We start from the raw sequence: 19,030 nt of genomic DNA, 5'->3' as shown, positions 1-19,030 counted from the left end.
TCAATCAATGTTATCATAATATGCTTCCTGCAGCATTTGCAGCAGGGGTTTCTTTTTATACCTTTCCTTTACTTTCACGGGAGGCTCCCAGCTCCTACGGCCGCCACGTCTGCTTTGCGTAAGCCAGTTCATGCGGTGTCTCAGCTGACGGATAGTAATGTAATTGTCTACTTCCTGTATCCGTGATTCCAGCTCCGGGTCTACCACTCTCCGATGCGTCAGCATATACGGCCGTACCCGCAGTACAAACCGCCAGGGTTGCGTAAACACTGTCATTTCTACTTCCTTTCCCTTCCTTTCGTAAAACTCCATCCGCGTTTCAAAATAAGCGGCTTCTTCCGGGGTAAACGCAGCCTTTGTCACTTCCCAGGGGAGCAGCTTCTTCAAATACTGCTCTTTGTCTACCCACACTTTTTTGCCGCGTACCCGTTTTTTCTTTTTAAAATCCCTACGGTGAAAATGCTGTGCCGTATTGATCTTGTCCAGGATACCCTGAAAAAATAATGCCTGCTTTCCGCGCGCCACATCGTCCCTTAATACAAAAGTGCGGATGTAGCCTTTCTGTATAGGCGGTTGCAGCGGCACATATATCGCCTGCCGGCTTTTCTTCCAGAGCTTCTTTTCGTATCTGCTCAGCTGCAACAGCTGTTTATCTCTTGCTGTTATAACTGCGCGGCGCTTTTGTCTTGCGGTTTTGAGCCGTGCGGTATCGATATAAAATTGTAATTCGTCAGAAAATAACTTGTCCATAACAAATCGTCTGTTTGTTTTTCAATAGTGTCTACCGGTCGGTAAACACAGTGTACCATTGGATTGTATACGGACAAGCGATTCTTTTTCATGACGAATAATATTCTAAATAAGATGAATAATGTTTGTTTATACGGTTTCTTCCAGCAGGGTCCTTCTGAAGCCGATCACGTTTTTCGGCGTTTCAAAAGAAGGCTCATGCTGATTGGCTATTTCTGCAACACTCATGGGTTTGCTGATCACGGTGTCAAAGCCTAAATGTTTGGACAAGCGCTGTGCTTTCGCCGGCGAGAGTTTTTTGAACTCATACTTGGAGATCAATCTTCCCTTGCGCAACAGTGCACTGTCAATAGCAGACAGGTCGCTGTTAAAAGAGCATACCAGCTGTATGTTCAGGCAATCTGCCAGCAGCCCGTCAGACAGGTTGAGCAGGTTGGAAACGGAAGAGTTCCCGCTGAACTTCCTGTCCATGATCACGTTTTCCGCATCTTCGATAATCACCACACAGTTGGGATTGTCTATCAGCAGTTCCATGAATTCGGGGTTCATGATGTTATGCGCCAGATCGGGCGAAACAAACAGGATCCGCTTCTTGATTTTACCGATAAGATAACGCAGATAGGTTGTCTTGCCGGTTCCGGGAATACCGTGCAGCAGCACGATCCCCTTGTCTTTATCTTTGCGCAGCCGCTGCTGTATTACCTTGTCCACTTCACGGAAATCATCTTCATAAAACAGTCCGATATCCAGCTTGGTGCGTTTGATTTCCATGCTTTTCAGCTCCAGTCCTTTCCGACCGCTTACGATCAGGTTGATTTCATGCGGCTCACGGCGTTGCTTTTCCTTATAGCGTGTAGCCGTTTCTGTTACTTTTGATACAAACGCGGTATCCGAACCATCGTGCAATATCTCCACCCAGGAGTGCCAGAAGGCAACTACGCTGTGGTTATTAAGCACCATTACGGTTTGGGCGTGCTTATACTTTTTCTTTTTAGTGTCATAGTCGGTATAGCGGTAAGTATGCAGTATCATTTTTTCAAAAGTCTTCACAAACGCCGCTGCAGCTTTTTCTCCGTCTATATCGTAGATATTATTGATATTGGGTATACTGTTAAAATGAAACGTATACACCCCTTTGGGTGCAAAGTATTCTCCATCGGTGATATCTATCTGGTTATTGACCATTGTTTTCATTTACAAATTGCACATTAAAATTAATCTTCCCTGATAGTGATTTACCGGAGCCCTGACCGGGCTCCTGGCAAATCAGACTTATCATTTCCGGTACGTATAGGTACCTCTTTTGGGGGGAAGTTACAAGTTATCCTCTTGATAACCTGAAGATGGGGGTTAATTCAAACAGAGACGAAAAAAACAACTTAAAGAGAGAGGATCAGCGGAGCAGGATTACTCCGCTACCTGTTTATAAATTGTACCTCCTCAAATATCTTTTCGCGATGAACACAAAAAAACCCGGTCAGTTTACACGGACCGGGCTACTAACGTTAACGCACATACTACGTTAAGGCATGCCAGGTCCGTTTAGCGTCAATACGATTGATGCTATCCTTAAATTCTTTACTGCGGCGCATTCCAGCGACCAGTGCCCGGTTATTGATTGTATTCAGTGGTAATGTCATTATCAAAACCATCATAAAAAAAGCCCGGATCCATGGATCCGGGCTTCCGTTATATGATACAAATATTTTACACTACCTGTAACAATGAAACGCCCGGAACCCGCCCCAATCCTGCGTGCCGCAGGGGATTGCTGATTCCATATTTAATTTAAAGCGTACCATTTTTACAAGTGTTTACTATTATCAATTTTTAACGATGCAAAGATAATGTGATAAATAGTGATAATGCAAATTTTTAACAGACTTTTTTCAAAAAATTTTTCTATGTAGATAAATATAGTGTCGGCTCCTGACGGCATAAAAAAACCGGAAGTGCGCATACTTCCGGTTGCTGTAATCGAATGAGGATAACAACAATAGACGTTGTTGGTCGACCAAAAAATCAGATCAGAACGGCGCTTTCTTCATACTCCTTTTCCAGTCTTTTCATCTGGCGGATATGACGTTCTATATGTTTGGTCAGGAAATAGATGTACTGATAGATATCCAGTTTGCCGAGGTGGTTTACAGACATGTTGGTGAATACCAGCACTCCTTCGCCATTCTTCAGCAAAGACAGATTGTACATGCACTGCGCATACTGTTGCTTCAGCAGCACTTTTACTTCCTGCATATTTTTAAGCCCTGTAGGCTCCATGTGTTCAGGCCTTACCCATCCGAAAGACTTGCTGCTGATCACATCGATCTGGCTGAATTTCTCCTGGTAATCTGCCGGCACAACAACGGTATGACCGTTACTTTTACGGTCAAGCGCCCTGCGGGTACTTTTGTTGATGATCAGTAACAGGAAGTAGTTAGTGAGGGAAATATGTTCCAGCACTTCCCGTATACTCCATTGATCGCGGTCTGGTTTGAAGTCCAGCAAAGCCTGTTCCTTGTCAAACCAATTGTCCAATTCCTTGAAATTGGTGAGTAAAGCCTCTCTTACAACTTGAATAACGTTCCTCATATACTAACGTTTTTGGGGTTATGCACTGTACCTGTCTGTACGAGATCAAATGGGCTTAGCACATAACATTCTTAAAATAATTGTTTGCCATTTCTGTGCCGGATTTTCCCGTGAAATAAAAAACCCGGCCGTATTTACGGACCGGGCAATCATGTAATGGGTTAAGCTTACATTACTGCATACCTTGTCCGTATGGCTTTTTTAAGGCAAAGCCATTCCCTTTACACCAGATGGTGTATTGAATATTTTGACCAGTTATCGTCTGAAGTTCTTTCACTGTCGTCATTTCAGTACTGCTTCAAAAGCAAAAGGTCCCGCCTCTTCGAGAGCGGGACCTTTGTTTATATCGTTTGATAACTTTTTCGTTAACAATCGGTGCAACGTGCCCGCAATCCGTCATAGACCTGCTCTTGCTTGCAGGTCATCGCAATAATCTTATATGTTGACAGAAGTTGCACTAAGAAATTTTGTTATTTGCTACAAAGGTAGATTTTATTTTTTTGATTACACAATAATATAGCCTACTTTTTTTATAGCGTTAACAATTCGTTTATATCCGGCAGGCGCCCCTCTCCCTATCTCGGCTACCATGGCCTATTACAGCTTTTCACTATTATCAGCCACCAACTCTTCCCGGACAATGGCCGCCTGTCTTCAGCCGCAGCCCCGCCACACCAGCCACTTTCCGGCCGTTCGCCAAACGGCTCAGGATCAGTGCTTTTGCAGCCATCTTACCTAGAACAAACTCAGTTGACTGGTAGGACGGCGGAAGGACTCCGTATTAAACTCAAACCGCTCCTGATTCAACCCGTTCTTTTTCACGTGTACCCTGAACTGCTGCCGGATCAGATCCGCGATATTGCCGTCCCCCCGCATCCGGCGGCCAAATTCACTGTCATTCACATTACCGCCGTGCATGCTCTCGATCTGATGCCATACCTTGTCCGCACGGTCAGGGAAATTTTTATAGAGCCAGTCATTGAAAATAAGTTTTACCGCATCATTGAGCCGTACAACGGTATACCCCGCATACTTAGCCCCATTGGCGGCAGCCATCTCCAGCAGCCGGGGAATCTCATGGTCATTCAACCCCGGGATCATAGGGGCCGTCATCACGCCAACGGGTATACCAAAATCACTCAGCTCCTTTACGATCTTAAACCGCTGCGCTGCCGTCGTCGTCCGCGGCTCCATCTTCTGCCGCAGCTCCTCCTGCAAGGTGGTAATGGAAACATATACACAGACCAGCTTTTCCTGCGCCAGCTGCTGCAGCAGGTAACGGTCCCGCAGCACCAGTGAGTTTTTGGTGATGATACCCACCGGCTGTTTATATTCCAGCGCTACCTCCAGCAGCTGCCGGGTAAGCCACATCTTACGTTCTACCGGCTGATAACAGTCTGTATTACCGGAAAGGGAAATAGGCTTGGGTACCCAGTTTTTATTGTCCAGGAACTTGCGCAGCAGCTCCGGCGCATTATGTTTAACAATGATCTTCCGCTCAAAATCCAACCCCGCACTCAGCCCCCAGAACTGATGGGCGTTACGGGCATAACAATAAATACAGCCATGCTCACAGCCCTGGTAGGGGTTCATGGAATACCACATCCCCACATCCGGGCTATCCACCTTGTTGACCAGCGTCCTGGCATGCTCCTCAAATACCTGGGTAGGCACATCCGCCTGCCACCACTCGTCAATCCCCTCCACATGCTCCTGCACATACTCTCCCTTCAGGTATTTGTTCCGCGGATTTATTTGTGCACCACGTCCTTTGTAATAGGGAGTTTCACCTCCTCCTTCCTGGAATGGCAATGTCATACACTAAATATTTTAGTAAAAATACTAAATATTTTGTCATTTCATTATTTAGCTATTTTATTATTTGATGAATGCCTGACTCCCAATGGGATCAATCAAATAACAAAATATCAAAATAATAAAATATCAAAATCTAGATGATCTCCATCTGTTTCATCAGGAAAGTGGCGTTTTTGTTACGCGCAATACCCGGACGGATACGATAGTCGAAAAACAGGTGATCGTCCTGGATCGTACTTTCGAAACAGTAGTTCCGGATTTTATTGGGATAATTTTCTTCGAGGTGGCCCAGCTCCAGGTCATGCGTGGCAATCATACCCAGACAGTTATATGCCAGAAAATGCTCTATCAGGCTGCGGGAGCCGGAAAGCTTATCTTCCGAATTGGTGCCTTTCAGGATCTCATCCAGCAGGATAAATACCCGCTCCCCTGTTTTCAGCTGAACAATGATATGCTGCAGCCGCAACAACTCTGCCTGGAAATACGAGGTATGGCTGGCGATAGAATCTTTGATCCGCATGGAGGTCATAATACGCATGGGCGTAAACACCAGCCGGCCGGCACATACCGGCGCGCCGCACATGGCCAGCAGCAGGTTCGAACCCACGCTACGCAGAAAGGTGCTCTTGCCCGACATGTTGGAACCGGTAATGATCAGGAAACTGGCATCCCGGCCAACCTGCCCGTCATTTTTAACGGATTCACGCTCAGGGATCAGTGGATGCCCCAGCCCTTCCGCCTCCAGCAACATCGGCTCCGTCTGTGGTTGCGGATAGGCATACCCCGGATGGTTAAACGCAAAAGTGGCCAGGCTGTTCCACACTTCCAGCTGCGCAATCACTTCAATCCATTTGTCCACCGCCGTTTTATGCTGCTCTTTCCACCGCTCCAGCCGCAGAATACAATGCAGATCATACAAGAGCAGGGAATTAAGGGCAACGCCCACCAACAGGTTCAGCCGCTGGTCAAACGCGGAACTGATGCGGGACAGCTGATGCAACGCCACGTCAGCCTCACGCGCCGTTTCCTGCTGCTGCCGCAGCAACACCGACTGCTCAAAGGAGCCTTTACGGATCAGGCCCAGTAACAGGGCGAACTTCTCCAGTATCCGCTCCTTCTGCGAAATGAGTTTATACTGCTCCAGCAACCTGGGCTGGATACTCAGCAGTATCAGCCAGTTGACCATAACCATCCCGATGAAAAAATAATAATGGCCGATATATCTGCCGGCCACTATTGCTGCCACGGTTAACGCCGGGAACAGCCACCGGGCGATGCCCATAAACCGGTTATGTATAAAGGCAAACGGCATATCCAGCCACTGCGCCAGTTCCCGGCGGTCGCTGGCATCTTCTTTGGCCAGCATGGCATTGGCGGTAAGATGCTGCCGGAAATCCGTTTCCGGGGCCAGCACCTTCAGCGCTTCCTGTGTAGCCAGGATCTGCGCGGTATCCAGCATGGGCGCAGATAATGACGCCGCCAGCAACCGTTTGCCGGACAAGGTGCCGGTACGGTTGATCGACTGAAAAATGGAAGCAGGGCCAAACACGTCGAGGTCACCGGAATAATCATGCTGATCGTCGATGAACTCATGACCGTCATCAAAGGAAGACTTCCAGGTAGTAGCCTGCTGAAGTTCCTTGTTATTCAACTCCAGCAATGTTTTCAGTAACGCCAGCTGTTGCTGCGAGCGATGATGTCTTTTAAGGAAAAAACCGAAAGCGACCACGCCCACTGCCGTGGCCAGCAACCACGCTCCTTCCCTTCCCTCACGGAAGTAAAATACCACCCCGGCAATGATCAACAGGAAACTCAACAAACGGGACCAGGAGAGCAGCGCTGTCCGCTTCTTTTCCTTGTCAATCGCCTGTTGAAAGTCGTTGATGCGTTGCTGGTACAGATGAGGGTGCTCCATTACTTACATTTTTAAAAGTGAAATGCAGCGGAAGACGATCGTCTCCGCTGCATTCCAAATATCAACATAAAAAAATAATAAACTAAAAAAATGATCAGGCGTACTGCCGTTTCAGCAGGTCAGGATACTCCTGGCTTACCTTCAGGATAAGTTCACCGAACAGGGTGCACGCCCAGGCAAACCACTTACGGGTAAACTTCGTAGGGTCGTCCTTGTGATAGGACTCATGAATGAACCCTGTGTTACCGTCGGTATTGCGCAGTGTTTTGATGCATGCTGCGATTTCTTCTTTGCTTTGGCTGGTCAAAGCCCTCATAATAATACTCATCGGCCAGATATAGTCTACCCCCGTATGCGGGCTGCCTACACCATCGCCATATTTACCCTTGTAGAACCACGGATGGAAACTGCTCCACACAAAGTGGCGGGAAGCCTGGTACAGCGGATCGTCTGCAGTGGTATAGCCCAGGTAAGGGATAGACAGCAGGCTCGGTACGTTGGTATCGTCAATGAATAAACGATTTCCGAAACCATCCACCTCAAATCCGTACATATTGCCCAGGTACGGGTGTTCTACGATCGCATAGGCTTTGATAGCGCGGTCCACTTCGTCCGCCAGTTCAGCGCACTCTTTGGCAAAGGCGGCATCTTTATAGATCTCCGTGCTGATCTCCGCCAGTTGCCGCAGGGACACCACCGCAAACATGTTGGACGGGATCAGGAAAGGAAACACCGTAGCGTCGTCGGAAGGACGGAAGATGGAAACGATCAGCCCTACCGGCAACATCGGTGAACCGTAGCCGGAATTGGGAACGGTATCAGATTGCCAGGCGGTGACACGCTGGAACTTATAAGGACCTTTGTCTTCCTTACGTTGTTGTTCTTTAAAGGTTTTAACGATCAGCCGGGCCGACTGCTTGTATTTCGCATCAAACACGCCGGTATCGCCGCCATGCTTCCAGTAGTGGTATGCCAGGCGTACAGGATAGCAGAGCGAGTCTATCTCCCATTTGCGCTCATGCAGCTCCGGTTTCATGTCTGTCAGGTCTTTTTCCCATTCGCTGCCGGTAGGTCCGTCGTTGAAGGCATTGGCGTACGGGTCTATCAGGATACATTTCACCTGACGGTTGATGACCCCTGCCACCATCTGCTCCAGCTTCTTATCTTCCTTAATGAGCGGAATATAAGGCCACACCTGCGCGGAAGAGTCGCGCAGCCACATAGCGTTAATATCACCGGTGATCACAAACGTGTCGGGCCGGCCTTCCATTGTTTTGAAGTTGACAGTGGTATCAAGGGTGTTCGGGAAACAGTTCTCAAACATCCAGGCCAGTTTGTTGTCGGCAATCTGTTTTTTAACGTTGGTGATTGTCTTTTCTACCGCGTCGCTGGTAAATTTTCTTTTCGCCAGCGGCGGACGTTGGGAAGAATAACCATCCCAGCCCAACACGGTCTTGGGCATCCCCAGACCAACAGCACCTGCCAGCAGCGCGCTGTTCCTGATAAAATCTCTCCTTGCTACCATACTGTTTATTACATTTAAGTAAGGCTAAAATAGAAAAGTTTCCGGGATTTGCTTAATCGATTTATCAATCGTCGTCCTCTTCCTTCTCCTGCAGCTTCACAAAGGCGCTCCGCCGGGGCGCCGGCATCACCGCATTTTCGCCACGGACGGCCTTCCACACCACTTCGTTCAGCTCCAGGTCTGGCACCCTGTCTTCATGGGAGAGATCAAAAGCAGCAGAGCGGCGGGCGCTCTCATTCCAGGCGGTATTCCGCTCGCGGATATCCACATTGGCCTGCAGCGCTACATAAGGCGCCAGGTCGGGCGTAGCGGTAAACAGCTCCCACATAGGCGTGGCAGCGGCATCATACTGGCTCATGGGGGGCAGTCCCAGGATCAGCTCCATGGTCCGCAGCATCCCGGAGGTAGAGTACATGGTATGGTTCACGGTATTCCGCTTGACATAAGGACTGATCACATAAGCAGTGGAACGATGGGCATCGACATGGTCAGGGCCGTTCTGGGCATCGTCTTCCAGGATAAAAATGGCGCTTTCATTCCAGATACGGCTGTGGGAAATATATTCCACCAGCTTACCTACCGCCAGATCGTTGTCCGCCACGGCAGCATAGGGCGAATAGGCGCCTTTCCGCATACCACTGGTATGGTCGTTGCCCAGCCGGATGGTGTTAAAGCGGGGCACCGCATCTGCCGCCAGCAGTGAATCGAAGTCTCGCTGCCAGATTTGCTGGCGGTCCACATCCAGGATGCTCAGGTTGTATGGCGGATAATCCTTGCAATAGTGCCCCTCCAGCGTTTTCAGCGTAGCAGACTTTTCACCGGTGAACTCGCCGTAGCTGCGGAAGCTCACGCCCGCCCGGCGGCAATAGTCCCAGATAAACCCCTTTTTAGGGTAGGCGATTCTGCGGCTGCCTTCGTAGTCATAAGTGCCACCTCTCCCGCCATAACTGGTAGGCCACGTCTTTTCGGTATAATCGGTAGCATAAGCCGCCATGCTCCAGTTATGACCATCGGCGCTTACTTCTGCATCCACATAAAAATTATCAAGCAGCACATAGTCCCGCACCAGCTTATGCTGATTGGGCGTGATCCGCTCAGGGAAAATACAGAGACTGCTATCACCATTGCCTTCCTTGATATCACCCAGCACCTGGTCATAAGTCCGGTTTTCCTTGACTACGTAAAACACGTATTTGATAGGTGAAGGTTGCCCCGCCTCCCGGGGAACAGGATTGCCTTTTTCGCCGGGAGCGCGCAGCTCCTTCTCTTTGGTATAGGGAGTATTGTCGTACACTATTTTAGACCATTGTTCCAGTACCTTTTCCCCCGGTTCCCGGAAGATAGACAACGTGCCTTTAAACAGCCCGGCGATGTATTGTACAGGACGGTCTTTACGGGTATTGGCCTGATGCGACCCACTGGCATCTTTGCGACTGACAGGGTTAGGTCCTTCCGGGTTCGCCATCGAAGTAAAACCCTTACCGTTGGCTACCAGCACCTTCTTGCCGCTCACCCGTACACAGGTGGGATACCAGCCTACCGGGATAAACCCTTCTGCATGGCTTTTACCGGGGTGGGCCACATCGAATACAGCGAGACAGTTGTTGTCTGCATTCGCGATGTATAGTGTTTTATTGTCTTCAGACAGCGCGAGCCCGTTGGTAGTGGAACCGGTAGGCGCATCCGGATAAAGTGCGGCATGCAGGTTTTCTATCACTTTACCATCGGCAGTGGTAATAACAGCTACCGAGTTATCGTTGGCATTTGCCACATACAGGTATTTCCCGTTTTTTGATAAGATAATTTCATTAGGATGACTACCTGTTTTAATCTCCTGTACAATTTTACCAGCGGCAATATCATATACTGCGATAGCGTCTCCTCCCCAGAGGGAGATGTACAGCGTTTTATTGTCCTTAGACAGCAGGCAGGTAAAAGCCTCTGCTGTCAGGGGTATCCGCTGTATGACCTTTTTGATGGACAGGTCCAGCAGGTAAAGACTGCTATCCTCTTTTGTTACTACGTATAGCCGGTTACGTGAATGGTCCAGGGCCATTCCTGTAGGACATATTTTTTCTTTAGGCCAGGCAGCCCCGAGACGGATACTGTCTGTCGCCACCAGTTTATTGTTCCGCAGCTGGTATTCCCGCACTACGTTATCGTTGGCGCCTGAAGCGTAGAGTGTCTTTTCGTCTTTGCTGAAGGCCAGCCCGTACCATGACCTGGGGATAACCACTTCATCCAGCAGTATTTCCTGCCGGGCGTCTATCAGTTGCAGGGTGTGTTTGCTTTGGCCGTTGTTGTTTACCGCCAGGTACTTTCCGGAGCCGGAGAGCATCATATTCAGGGGCAGATCGCCCAGCGGCAGGGAATGGCCGGCCGGCGTAAGTGCCCATCCATTGGGCAATACTATCCGTGCGGCTACGGTATCTGTTGTTTGTGCTGTGGCCTGTAACCCGGCCAGTAACAGCGCACTGAAAATTATTTTTTTCATATGCATGTCTGATATTGTGCTGACAATTAACCAATAAGCTGATAAAAATAGAACAGTCACCCAGCGCAAAACAATAGCCCCTGCATTAATAATACTAATATAACATTTCCCGCAGCCAGGGTGTTATGGGATAGCCCCTCCAAAAAAGACGGGCCGACCCAAAGGCCGGCCCATCTTTATAAATCAATGATTGTTTTTCTTTTTATCTCCGCTCATCAGGCGAATCAGCAAAAATCATGGACATCATAGTTACATGTTTCGGCGGTACTGGCCTCCCACTTCATATAATGCATGGGTAATCTCGCCGAGGGAGCAGTGTTTCACCGTGTTCATCAGTTCAGCGAAAAGGTTGCCGTTATTGACGGCCACCTGTTGCAGCTGTTTCAGCGCAGCGGCGCTTTTATGCTGATGGCGGTGACGGAAGGCGTCCAGTGTTTTGATCTGGAAGTCTTTCTCTTCTGTGGTAGAGCGGATCACCTCTGCGGGAATGATGGTAGGCGAACCATTTTTATTCAGGAAGGTGTTCACCCCTACGATCGGGTATTCGCCGGTATGTTTCAGAGATTCGTAGTACAGGCTTTCTTCCTGGATTTTATTCCGCTGGTACATCCTCTCCATGGCGCCGAGTACGCCACCGCGTTCGGTGATACGCTCAAATTCAGCCAGCACGGCTTCTTCCACGAGATCGGTCAGTTCTTCGATGAAGAAAGAGCCCTGTACCGGGTTTTCGTTTTTCGCGGTACCCAGTTCGCGGTTGATGATAAGCTGTATGGCCATGGCCCTTCTCACGCTTTCTTCTGTGGGCGTGGTGATAGCCTCATCGTAGGCGTTGGTATGGAGGGAGTTACAGTTGTCGTAGATAGCATACAGCGCCTGCAGCGTGGTACGGATATCGTTGAAGTCTATCTCCTGCGCGTGAAGGCTTCTGCCGGAAGTCTGGATATGGTATTTCAGCTTCTGGGAGCGGTCGTTGCCTTTGTATTTGTATTTGATGGCCTTGGCCCAGATGCGGCGCGCCACGCGGCCTATCACTGCATATTCGGGGTCCATGCCGTTACTGAAGAAGAAAGACAGGTTAGGCGCAAAGTCGTCGATATGCATGCCGCGGCTCAGGTAGTATTCCACATAGGTGAAACCGTTGGCCAGCGTGAAGGCCAGCTGGGTGATGGGATTAGCGCCGGCTTCGGCGATGTGGTAGCCTGAAATGCTGACAGAATAAAAGTTGCGGACTTTCTGCGTGATGAAATATTCCTGCACGTCGCCCATGAGTTTCAGGGCGAATTCTGTGGAGAAGATACAGGTGTTTTGCGCCTGGTCTTCTTTCAGGATGTCTGCCTGAACGGTACCGCGTACGGTGCTGAGCGCGTGGGCGCGGATTTTCTCATACACCTCGCGGGGCAGCACTTCTTCACCGGAGATACCGAGCAGATGGAGGCCGAGACCGTCGTTGCCTGCCGGCAGGTCGCCGTTGTAGTGTGGCAGCGGGTGATCTTTGAATTTCTCGCGGATGGTAGCCTGTACCTGTTCTGTCAGGCCGTTTTCGCGGATATATTTTTCGCACTGCTGGTCGATAGCAGCGTTCATGAAGAAAGCCAGGAGGATCGGCGCCGGGCCGTTGATCGTCATGGACACCGATGTTTTCGGATCACAGAGATCAAAGCCGCTGTACAGTTTTTTGGCGTCGTCTACGGTGGCGATGCTTACGCCGGAGTTACCGATTTTTCCGTAGATGTCCGGGCGGACCGCCGGATCTTCCCCATAGAGCGTCACGCTGTCGAACGCGGTAGACAGGCGTTTTGCCGGCTGATCGAGCGATACGTAGTGGAAACGTTTGTTGGTCCTTTCCGGGCCGCCTTCCCCGGCAAACATACGGGTAGGATCTTCTCCTTCCCGTTTGAGCGGGAATACACCAGCTGCATAAGGGAACTCTCCCGGCAGGTTTTCAGTGAGCTGCCACCGCAGGATATCGCCCCAGTCGTTGTACTTAGGCAGACTGACCTTCGGGATACGGCTATGGCTAAGGCTTTCGGTGAACAGTGGTAATTTGATCACTTTATCCCTTACCTGGAATTCATAGTTATCGGCGGCATATTTTTTCAGCAATGCCGGCCATTCGTCCACCAGTTTTTTGCATTCCGGATGCAGCGCCTCAGTGAGTTTGGTTTGTATATCGGCCAGCAGCGGCGCTTTGGAAGCGTCTATATTGATGACGCCTGCTATCTGGTAGAGCTGTGTGGCAATCTTACATTGTTCATCCACCCATTTGCTGTAGTCGGCGATAGCTTCGCTGATTTCTGCCAGGTAACGCACCCTTGCCGGTGGAATGATCTGGGATTTGGTGGTGGTGGACTTCAGGCTTTCATGGGCCATGGGGCCGAAGGGGGCGCCGGTTTTCTCCACTACTTTTTCCATCACTCTTTCAAAGAGGAGATTGATGCCTGCATCGTTGAACTGGGAGGCAATGGAGCCTACTACCGGCAGTTCTTCGTCTTTCGCCGTCCACAGGGTGTGGTTACGTTTATATTGTTTGCGTACATCGTGCAGGGCGTCGAGGGCGCCGGCTTTATCGAACTTGTTGATGGCGATCACATCGGCGTAGTCCAGCATGTTGATTTTCTCCAGCTGGGAGGCGGCGCCGTACTCGGGCGTCATCACGTAGAGGGACACGTCGCAGTAGTCGGTGATGGCGGTGTCGCTCTGACCGATACCGGATGTTTCGAGGATGATAAAGTCGAACCCTGCCAGCTTGCAGATGTCGATGGCTTCCTGGATATGTTCGCTGATGGCTTTATCGCTTTCGCGGGTGGCGAGGGAGCGCATATAAGCCCGCGGATGGTGGATGGCGTTCATCCGGATACGGTCGCCCAGCAGGGCGCCGCCCGTCTTTTTCTTGGAGGGGTCTACCGAGATGACGGCCACTGTTTTATCGGAAAAATGCGTGAGGTAACGGCGTACCAGCTCATCCGTCACGCTGCTTTTACCCGCGCCGCCGGTGCCGGTGATGCCCAGTACCGGGGAGGTACTGTCCGGTGTGCTGGTAATATGTGTGCCTGCGTCTGCATCTACGGTCACGGCTTTGTGCGCTTTAACGCCGCTCAGCAGCGCTACCGGCAGGTCGTTTTCCGCGAGGCTGATCGCCCGGGCGATGATTTTCGGGTTTTTGCTTTTTTTCAGCTGCGGGATGTCTTCCACACTACTGCCGCTGCTTAGCGGGGTGACGGCCGTATCGCACTGGCGGATCAGGTCTTCGATCATGCCTTCAAGGCCCATCTGACGACCGTCATCCGGAGAATAAAGCCGGGCTATGCCGTAAGCGTGCAGTTCTTCGATTTCCGCAGGCAGGATGGTGCCGCCGCCGCCGCCGAAGATTTTAATATGGCCGCAGTCTTTCTCCTGCAGCAGGTCATACATGTATTTAAAAAATTCCACGTGCCCGCCCTGGTAGGAGGTGATGGCTATTCCCTGCGCGTCTTCCTGGACCGCACAGTCTACTATCTCCGCAGCAGAACGGTTATGCCCCAGGTGGATCACTTCGGCGCCTTTGGCCTGCATGATACGCCGCATGATATTGATAGCGGCGTCATGCCCGTCGAACAATGCTGCTGCAGTTACGATACGGACCTTATGTTGTGGTGTATATGACATATGAGATTCTTTTTTTTCACGCAAAGCAAACAAGAGAGCGAGGAACGCAAAGAACACAACACAATAAAATCTTATACAACAATCTTTGTGTCTTTGCTTTCTTACCTGCTTTGCGAGCAATGCAAGTTACGGAAAAACTGCCTGAAATACAGGACTAACAGGGGTTTAGAAGAGATCAAACGGAAAAAGATTCCTGTTGCAAATTATTTAAGCATACCCGGGAAGGGTTAGTTTTTCCCTAAAACAACTTTCCCCTGTACAAACGACTGTACAAGGGAAAGCGTAGAAAATAAGACACTCGCAAAAGTGCTTAGCGGCCTTCTTGTTTCATAACGTGGAACTATAAAATCAAACTATTGATAAATACTGTATTGATTTCTTTCTGGCATACTTGATAAATGGAAAATTTCTAAACCCCGACTCAAATGGCAAAACGTGCAAATACGATCTAAACGCTGGTTTTCATCATACCCCTGCCAATAGCCATTGTGCAGGGTGTGTATATTTTACACAATCTTACTTAAATTTTTGTTAAAAACAAACTTTTTTTTCTGTTTTATGGAGAAATAAGTTCAAATGTCCGCACCATAGGGCATAGCGCGTCTAATCCTTCATGGTAAAGGATTTCATCAACATTTATATTAACAGGAATTCGAGCGGGGGAGAGCCCGGAGGGCTAAAAAAGTATTATTTGATTATTGGGTCATTTAATTACTGTGTTTTGGAATAGAAATTCCTTAAAAGGCCTGCTAAATAACCAATACCCCAATAACCAAATATCAAAATATCAAAATATCAAAATATCAAAATATTAAAATATTAAAATATCGAAATCAAAATCCGATCCCGAGATAACGTTTTTTGCGCTGGTCGTATTTATCAAAATTAAACTTGTAAAGCTTGGCCGGACGGTGCGGTACATCTTCCTCCTCCTCATTGAGGTCCATCAGCAGGTCCATAGACAGAAACTTCTTTCTGAAATTACGGCGGTCCAGTTCTACGTCCAGGATAGCTTCATAGAGGTTCTGCAGTTCCCGCAGGGAGAACTTTTTAGGGAGCAGGTTAAAACCGATAGGCTGTACCATCACCTGCTGTTTCAGCCGCTCATGACAGGTATCCAGTATCTGCTTATGGTCGAAAGCCATGTTCTGCAGGTCTTTGATAGCATGCCAGTGCAGGTCGTTATTATGCTTTTTAAGTTCCACATGTTCGATGTTCACCAGCGAATAATACGCCACGGTTATCACGCGGCCGGCAGGATGGCGGTTGATCGCCCCGAACGTTTGCACCTGCTCCATATACAGGTCATCCAGCCCGGTACGCGCCTTCAATACCCGATAGGCCGCTTCGTCCAGCTCTTCGTCCGGCCGCACGATGTCTCCCAGCAGCGACCATTTCCCTTTATATTCTTTCAGGTCAGACTCAATCAGCAGTACTTTCAGCTCATTTCCGTTAAATCCGAAAATGACACAATCTACCGATATGGCAACTTTGAAATAACTCTTGATCTCAACAAGGTGAGTATTGATGTTTTTGGTGTACATAGACATCATAAAAATACGTGGAATTACAGTTATCGTCTTAAACCTCGCGGTAAGGCATTTATAATCCAAATGAAAGAAAAAAAAGGGACATTAAAAGCAAAAAAGACCGGATTTTTTTGCTTTGGTTTAGGGAAGCGGAAAGATAAGTTTATTTTTACAGCTCAGTATCAAGCTATATGTACACAAAGGAAATAGAAATAACCCTGGCACAGCTGGCCAAAGACCTGCTGAAGCATCAGCAGCAACAAACGTTGCTGCATTCCATTGACGAAACCCTGGAGGCATTGCGCCGCGTCATTTCCTACAATGACTGGCGCTATTATGTACAAAGTGATCCTGTGCTCAGCGACTATGAGTATGACCAGCTCTTTACCTGGCTCAAAAAACTGGAGCAGGAACGCCCGGACCTCATCAGTCCCGATTCCCCTACCCAGCGCGTGGCCAAAGGCCTCACCAAAGAGTTTGTAACGGTACAACACCTTGTGCCCATGCTGAGCCTCGAAAACTCCTACAATGCGGACGATCTTATCGACTGGGACCGCAAAGCCCGCGAGGCCAGCGGATTGCAGGAAATAGAATACTGTATCGAGCCCAAGTTCGACGGCGCCAGCATCTCTCTCATTTATGAAAACGACCGGCTCACCAGGGGCGCTACCCGCGGCGATGGTATTGCCGGAGAAGATATCACCACCAATATCCGCCAGATACGCTCCATTCCGCTGTCAGCCAGCTTTTCCAAATATGGTATCCACCAGATAGAAATACGGGGGGAAGTACTGATCAATAAAAATACCTTCAAGGCATTCAACGATAAACGTATCGCCGAAAACCAGCCACCACTGGCCAATCCACGCAACGCCGCCTCCGGCTCCCTGCGCATGGTAGACCCTAACGAAGTGGCCAAACGCGGACTGGAAGCCTTTCTTTATCATATGAGCTTTCATACCATGGAAGCCGGCCAGGAAGAACCGGACGCCATCAAAACACACAGCGGCACCCTCGACCTGTTGTCCACCCTCGGTTTTCGGAGCCCTGCCAAAGAGAAAAAGGTGGTGAAAGGCGTACAGGCTGTGATCGACTACTGTCTTCAGTTTGAAACAGAGCGCGACAACCTCCCGTACGAAATCGACGGTATGGTGATCAAAGTAAATGATTATGCCCTGCAGGACAAACTGGGTATGACTACCCATCACCCCCGCTGGGCCATCGCTTATAAATTTAAAGCCCGCCAGGCTACCAGCCGCCTGCGCGCCGTGGAATTCCAGGTAGGCCGTACCGGCTCCATTACCCCGGTAGCCAAAATCGATCCTGTGCACATCGGTGGCGTAACGGTATCTTCCATCTCCCTGTTCAATGAAGATGTGATCCGGGAAAAAGATCTGAAACTGGGCGATATGGTGCTGGTAGAAAGAGCCGGCGACGTGATCCCCTATATTGTTAAGTCCGTGGCCGACCTCCGTACCGGGGAAGAAAAGGATATTGTATTCCCTACCGTGTGCCCCGTTTGCAGTGACCAACTCGTAAAACCGGAAGGAGAAAGCGTTTGGCGCTGCACCAACATCAACTGTGAAGCGCAGGTAGTGGAACGGATGATCCACTTTGTGAGCAAAGACGCCATGGACATCAAAAGCTTTGGCGAAAGCAACGTCCGCAAGTTCTATGCACAGGGCCTCATGAAAGATATCCCCGGCATCTATGAACTGGACTTTGAAAAAATCGGCGCCATGGAGGGCTTCGGCAAAAAATCACTCAGCAACCTGCAAACGGCGATTGAACAGTCCAAAGCTCAGCCCCTGCATCGTCTCATCTTCGGCCTGGGCATCCGTTACGTCGGCGAAACAACCGCCAAAACATTGGCCAACGCCGTCACCAACATCATGGACCTTCGTCACTGGACAGAAGAACAAATACTGGCGCTGGAAGATATCGGCCCTAAAGTTGCGGGCGCTATCCGCGTGTTCTTCACCAACGACGACAATATCCATATGCTGGAGAAACTGGCGTCGCTGGGCATCAATATGACCAACACCAAGAGCGAACGTCATACCGGCGGCAACCTCGCAGACCAAACCTTCCTCTTTACCGGTACCCTGCACAAGCTGAAACGCAGCGACGCGGAAGAAATGGTAGAACAACAGGGCGGTAAAATCATGAGTGGCGTAAGCAGCAAGCTCAACTATCTCGTGGTAGGAGAAGATGCCGGCAGCAAACTGGAAAAAGCGAAGAAGATCAACACCATCAGGATTATCACAGAAGATGAGTTCCTGGAGATGATTAAATAGGATTATGATTGACGATACTTTTTATATGAAGCAGGCGCTGAAAGAAGCGCATAAAGCTTTTGAAGACGGAGAAGTGCCCATCGGCGCCGTGGTAGTACTGAACAACCAGGTGATCGGACGCGGTCACAACCAGGTGGAGCGGTTGAACGATTGTACCGCCCATGCGGAAATGATCGCGCTCACCGCGGCGTTTAACACACTGGGCAGCAAGTACCTCATGGAAGCCACCCTGTACGTTACCGTAGAGCCGTGCCTGATGTGTGCCGGCGCTCTGTACTGGAGTAAAATAGGCCGCATCGTTTATGCGGCGGCAGACGATAAAAACAGCTACCGGCGGGCCACCGGCGAACGGTCGCCCTTCCATCCGAAAACAAAGCTGGAAGCCGGACCCTGTGAAGAAGAGAGTTTGCAACTAATGAAAACCTTTTTCGAGCAAAGACGCTAACCATATTATTGAAACTGATTTTA

11 protein-coding genes are annotated in these 19,030 nt (G+C 49.5%); 2 read left to right on the top strand and 9 right to left on the bottom strand.

What is annotated here, in order from left to right; translation table 11 throughout:
* The 9 genes from B5D63_RS17170 to B5D63_RS17130 all read right to left on the bottom strand — a co-directional run bounded on the left by B5D63_RS17170 (window position 1) and on the right by B5D63_RS17130 (window position 16,289).
* On the bottom strand, window positions 1-750 hold the full coding sequence (locus tag B5D63_RS17170) for a hypothetical protein (RefSeq protein WP_078669997.1): 750 nt from the start codon (window positions 748-750) through the stop codon (window positions 1-3).
* Window positions 751-879: 129 nt separating this feature from the next.
* On the bottom strand, window positions 880-1,944 hold the full coding sequence (locus B5D63_RS17165; protein WP_078669996.1) for an AAA family ATPase: 1,065 nt from the start codon (window positions 1,942-1,944) through the stop codon (window positions 880-882).
* A gap of 828 nt (window positions 1,945-2,772) precedes the next feature.
* Window positions 2,773-3,339 (bottom strand): DinB family protein, encoded by a 567-nt coding sequence (locus B5D63_RS17160; RefSeq protein WP_078669995.1) that lies wholly within the window; start codon window positions 3,337-3,339, stop codon window positions 2,773-2,775.
* A 735-nt stretch (window positions 3,340-4,074) separates the two neighbouring features.
* Window positions 4,075-5,157: a PA0069 family radical SAM protein gene (locus B5D63_RS17155; protein ID WP_078669994.1), complete on the bottom strand. Its 1,083-nt coding sequence runs from the start codon at window positions 5,155-5,157 to the stop codon at window positions 4,075-4,077.
* Between the two features lie 133 nt (window positions 5,158-5,290).
* Window positions 5,291-7,072, bottom strand: a complete 1,782-nt coding sequence (locus tag B5D63_RS17150; protein ID WP_078669993.1) for a MutS-related protein — start codon at window positions 7,070-7,072, stop codon at window positions 5,291-5,293.
* A gap of 94 nt (window positions 7,073-7,166) precedes the next feature.
* Window positions 7,167-8,597: a glycoside hydrolase family 125 protein gene (locus B5D63_RS17145; protein WP_078669992.1), complete on the bottom strand. Its 1,431-nt coding sequence runs from the start codon at window positions 8,595-8,597 to the stop codon at window positions 7,167-7,169.
* A gap of 64 nt (window positions 8,598-8,661) precedes the next feature.
* Complete coding sequence (locus tag B5D63_RS17140) at window positions 8,662-11,091, bottom strand: bifunctional YncE family protein/alkaline phosphatase family protein (protein ID WP_078670351.1); 2,430 nt, start codon at window positions 11,089-11,091, stop codon at window positions 8,662-8,664.
* 249 nt (window positions 11,092-11,340) lie between these two features.
* Complete coding sequence (locus B5D63_RS17135) at window positions 11,341-14,736, bottom strand: methylmalonyl-CoA mutase family protein (protein WP_078669991.1); 3,396 nt, start codon at window positions 14,734-14,736, stop codon at window positions 11,341-11,343.
* 833 nt (window positions 14,737-15,569) lie between these two features.
* On the bottom strand, window positions 15,570-16,289 hold the full coding sequence (locus tag B5D63_RS17130; protein ID WP_078669990.1) for an NUDIX hydrolase: 720 nt from the start codon (window positions 16,287-16,289) through the stop codon (window positions 15,570-15,572).
* Window positions 16,290-16,456: 167 nt separating this feature from the next.
* Here B5D63_RS17130 and ligA point away from each other — a divergent pair, with 167 nt between their 5' ends.
* A complete protein-coding gene (gene ligA / locus B5D63_RS17125; protein WP_078669989.1) occupies window positions 16,457-18,562 on the top strand; it encodes an NAD-dependent DNA ligase LigA in 2,106 nt (701 codons plus the stop codon).
* Between the two features lie 4 nt (window positions 18,563-18,566).
* Window positions 18,567-19,007 (top strand): nucleoside deaminase, encoded by a 441-nt coding sequence (locus tag B5D63_RS17120; RefSeq protein WP_078669988.1) that lies wholly within the window; start codon window positions 18,567-18,569, stop codon window positions 19,005-19,007.
* Window positions 19,008-19,030: the final 23 nt, after the last annotated feature.

Source organism: Chitinophaga eiseniae, assembly GCF_900167135.1.
In the GTDB taxonomy this organism is placed as follows: domain Bacteria; phylum Bacteroidota; class Bacteroidia; order Chitinophagales; family Chitinophagaceae; genus Chitinophaga; species Chitinophaga eiseniae.
Note: the sequence above shows the minus strand (reverse complement) of the source record. Positions and strands in the feature narration are given on the sequence as shown.

Excerpts from the sequence above, each read along its gene's own strand:
- B5D63_RS17170 (WP_078669997.1), bottom strand. The coding sequence starts at position 750 with ATGGACAAGTTATTTTCTGACGAATTACAATTTTATATCGATACCGCA.
- B5D63_RS17120 (WP_078669988.1), top strand. The coding sequence starts at position 18,567 with ATGATTGACGATACTTTTTATATGAAGCAGGCGCTGAAAGAAGCGCAT.
- B5D63_RS17145 (WP_078669992.1), bottom strand. The coding sequence starts at position 8,597 with ATGGTAGCAAGGAGAGATTTTATCAGGAACAGCGCGCTGCTGGCAGGT.
- B5D63_RS17165 (WP_078669996.1), bottom strand. The coding sequence starts at position 1,944 with ATGAAAACAATGGTCAATAACCAGATAGATATCACCGATGGAGAATAC.
- B5D63_RS17150 (WP_078669993.1), bottom strand. The coding sequence starts at position 7,072 with ATGGAGCACCCTCATCTGTACCAGCAACGCATCAACGACTTTCAACAG.
- ligA (WP_078669989.1), top strand. The coding sequence starts at position 16,457 with ATGTACACAAAGGAAATAGAAATAACCCTGGCACAGCTGGCCAAAGAC.
- B5D63_RS17130 (WP_078669990.1), bottom strand. The coding sequence starts at position 16,289 with ATGATGTCTATGTACACCAAAAACATCAATACTCACCTTGTTGAGATC.
- B5D63_RS17135 (WP_078669991.1), bottom strand. The coding sequence starts at position 14,736 with ATGTCATATACACCACAACATAAGGTCCGTATCGTAACTGCAGCAGCA.
- B5D63_RS17155 (WP_078669994.1), bottom strand. The coding sequence starts at position 5,157 with ATGACATTGCCATTCCAGGAAGGAGGAGGTGAAACTCCCTATTACAAA.
- B5D63_RS17140 (WP_078670351.1), bottom strand. The coding sequence starts at position 11,091 with ATGAAAAAAATAATTTTCAGTGCGCTGTTACTGGCCGGGTTACAGGCC.
- B5D63_RS17160 (WP_078669995.1), bottom strand. The coding sequence starts at position 3,339 with ATGAGGAACGTTATTCAAGTTGTAAGAGAGGCTTTACTCACCAATTTC.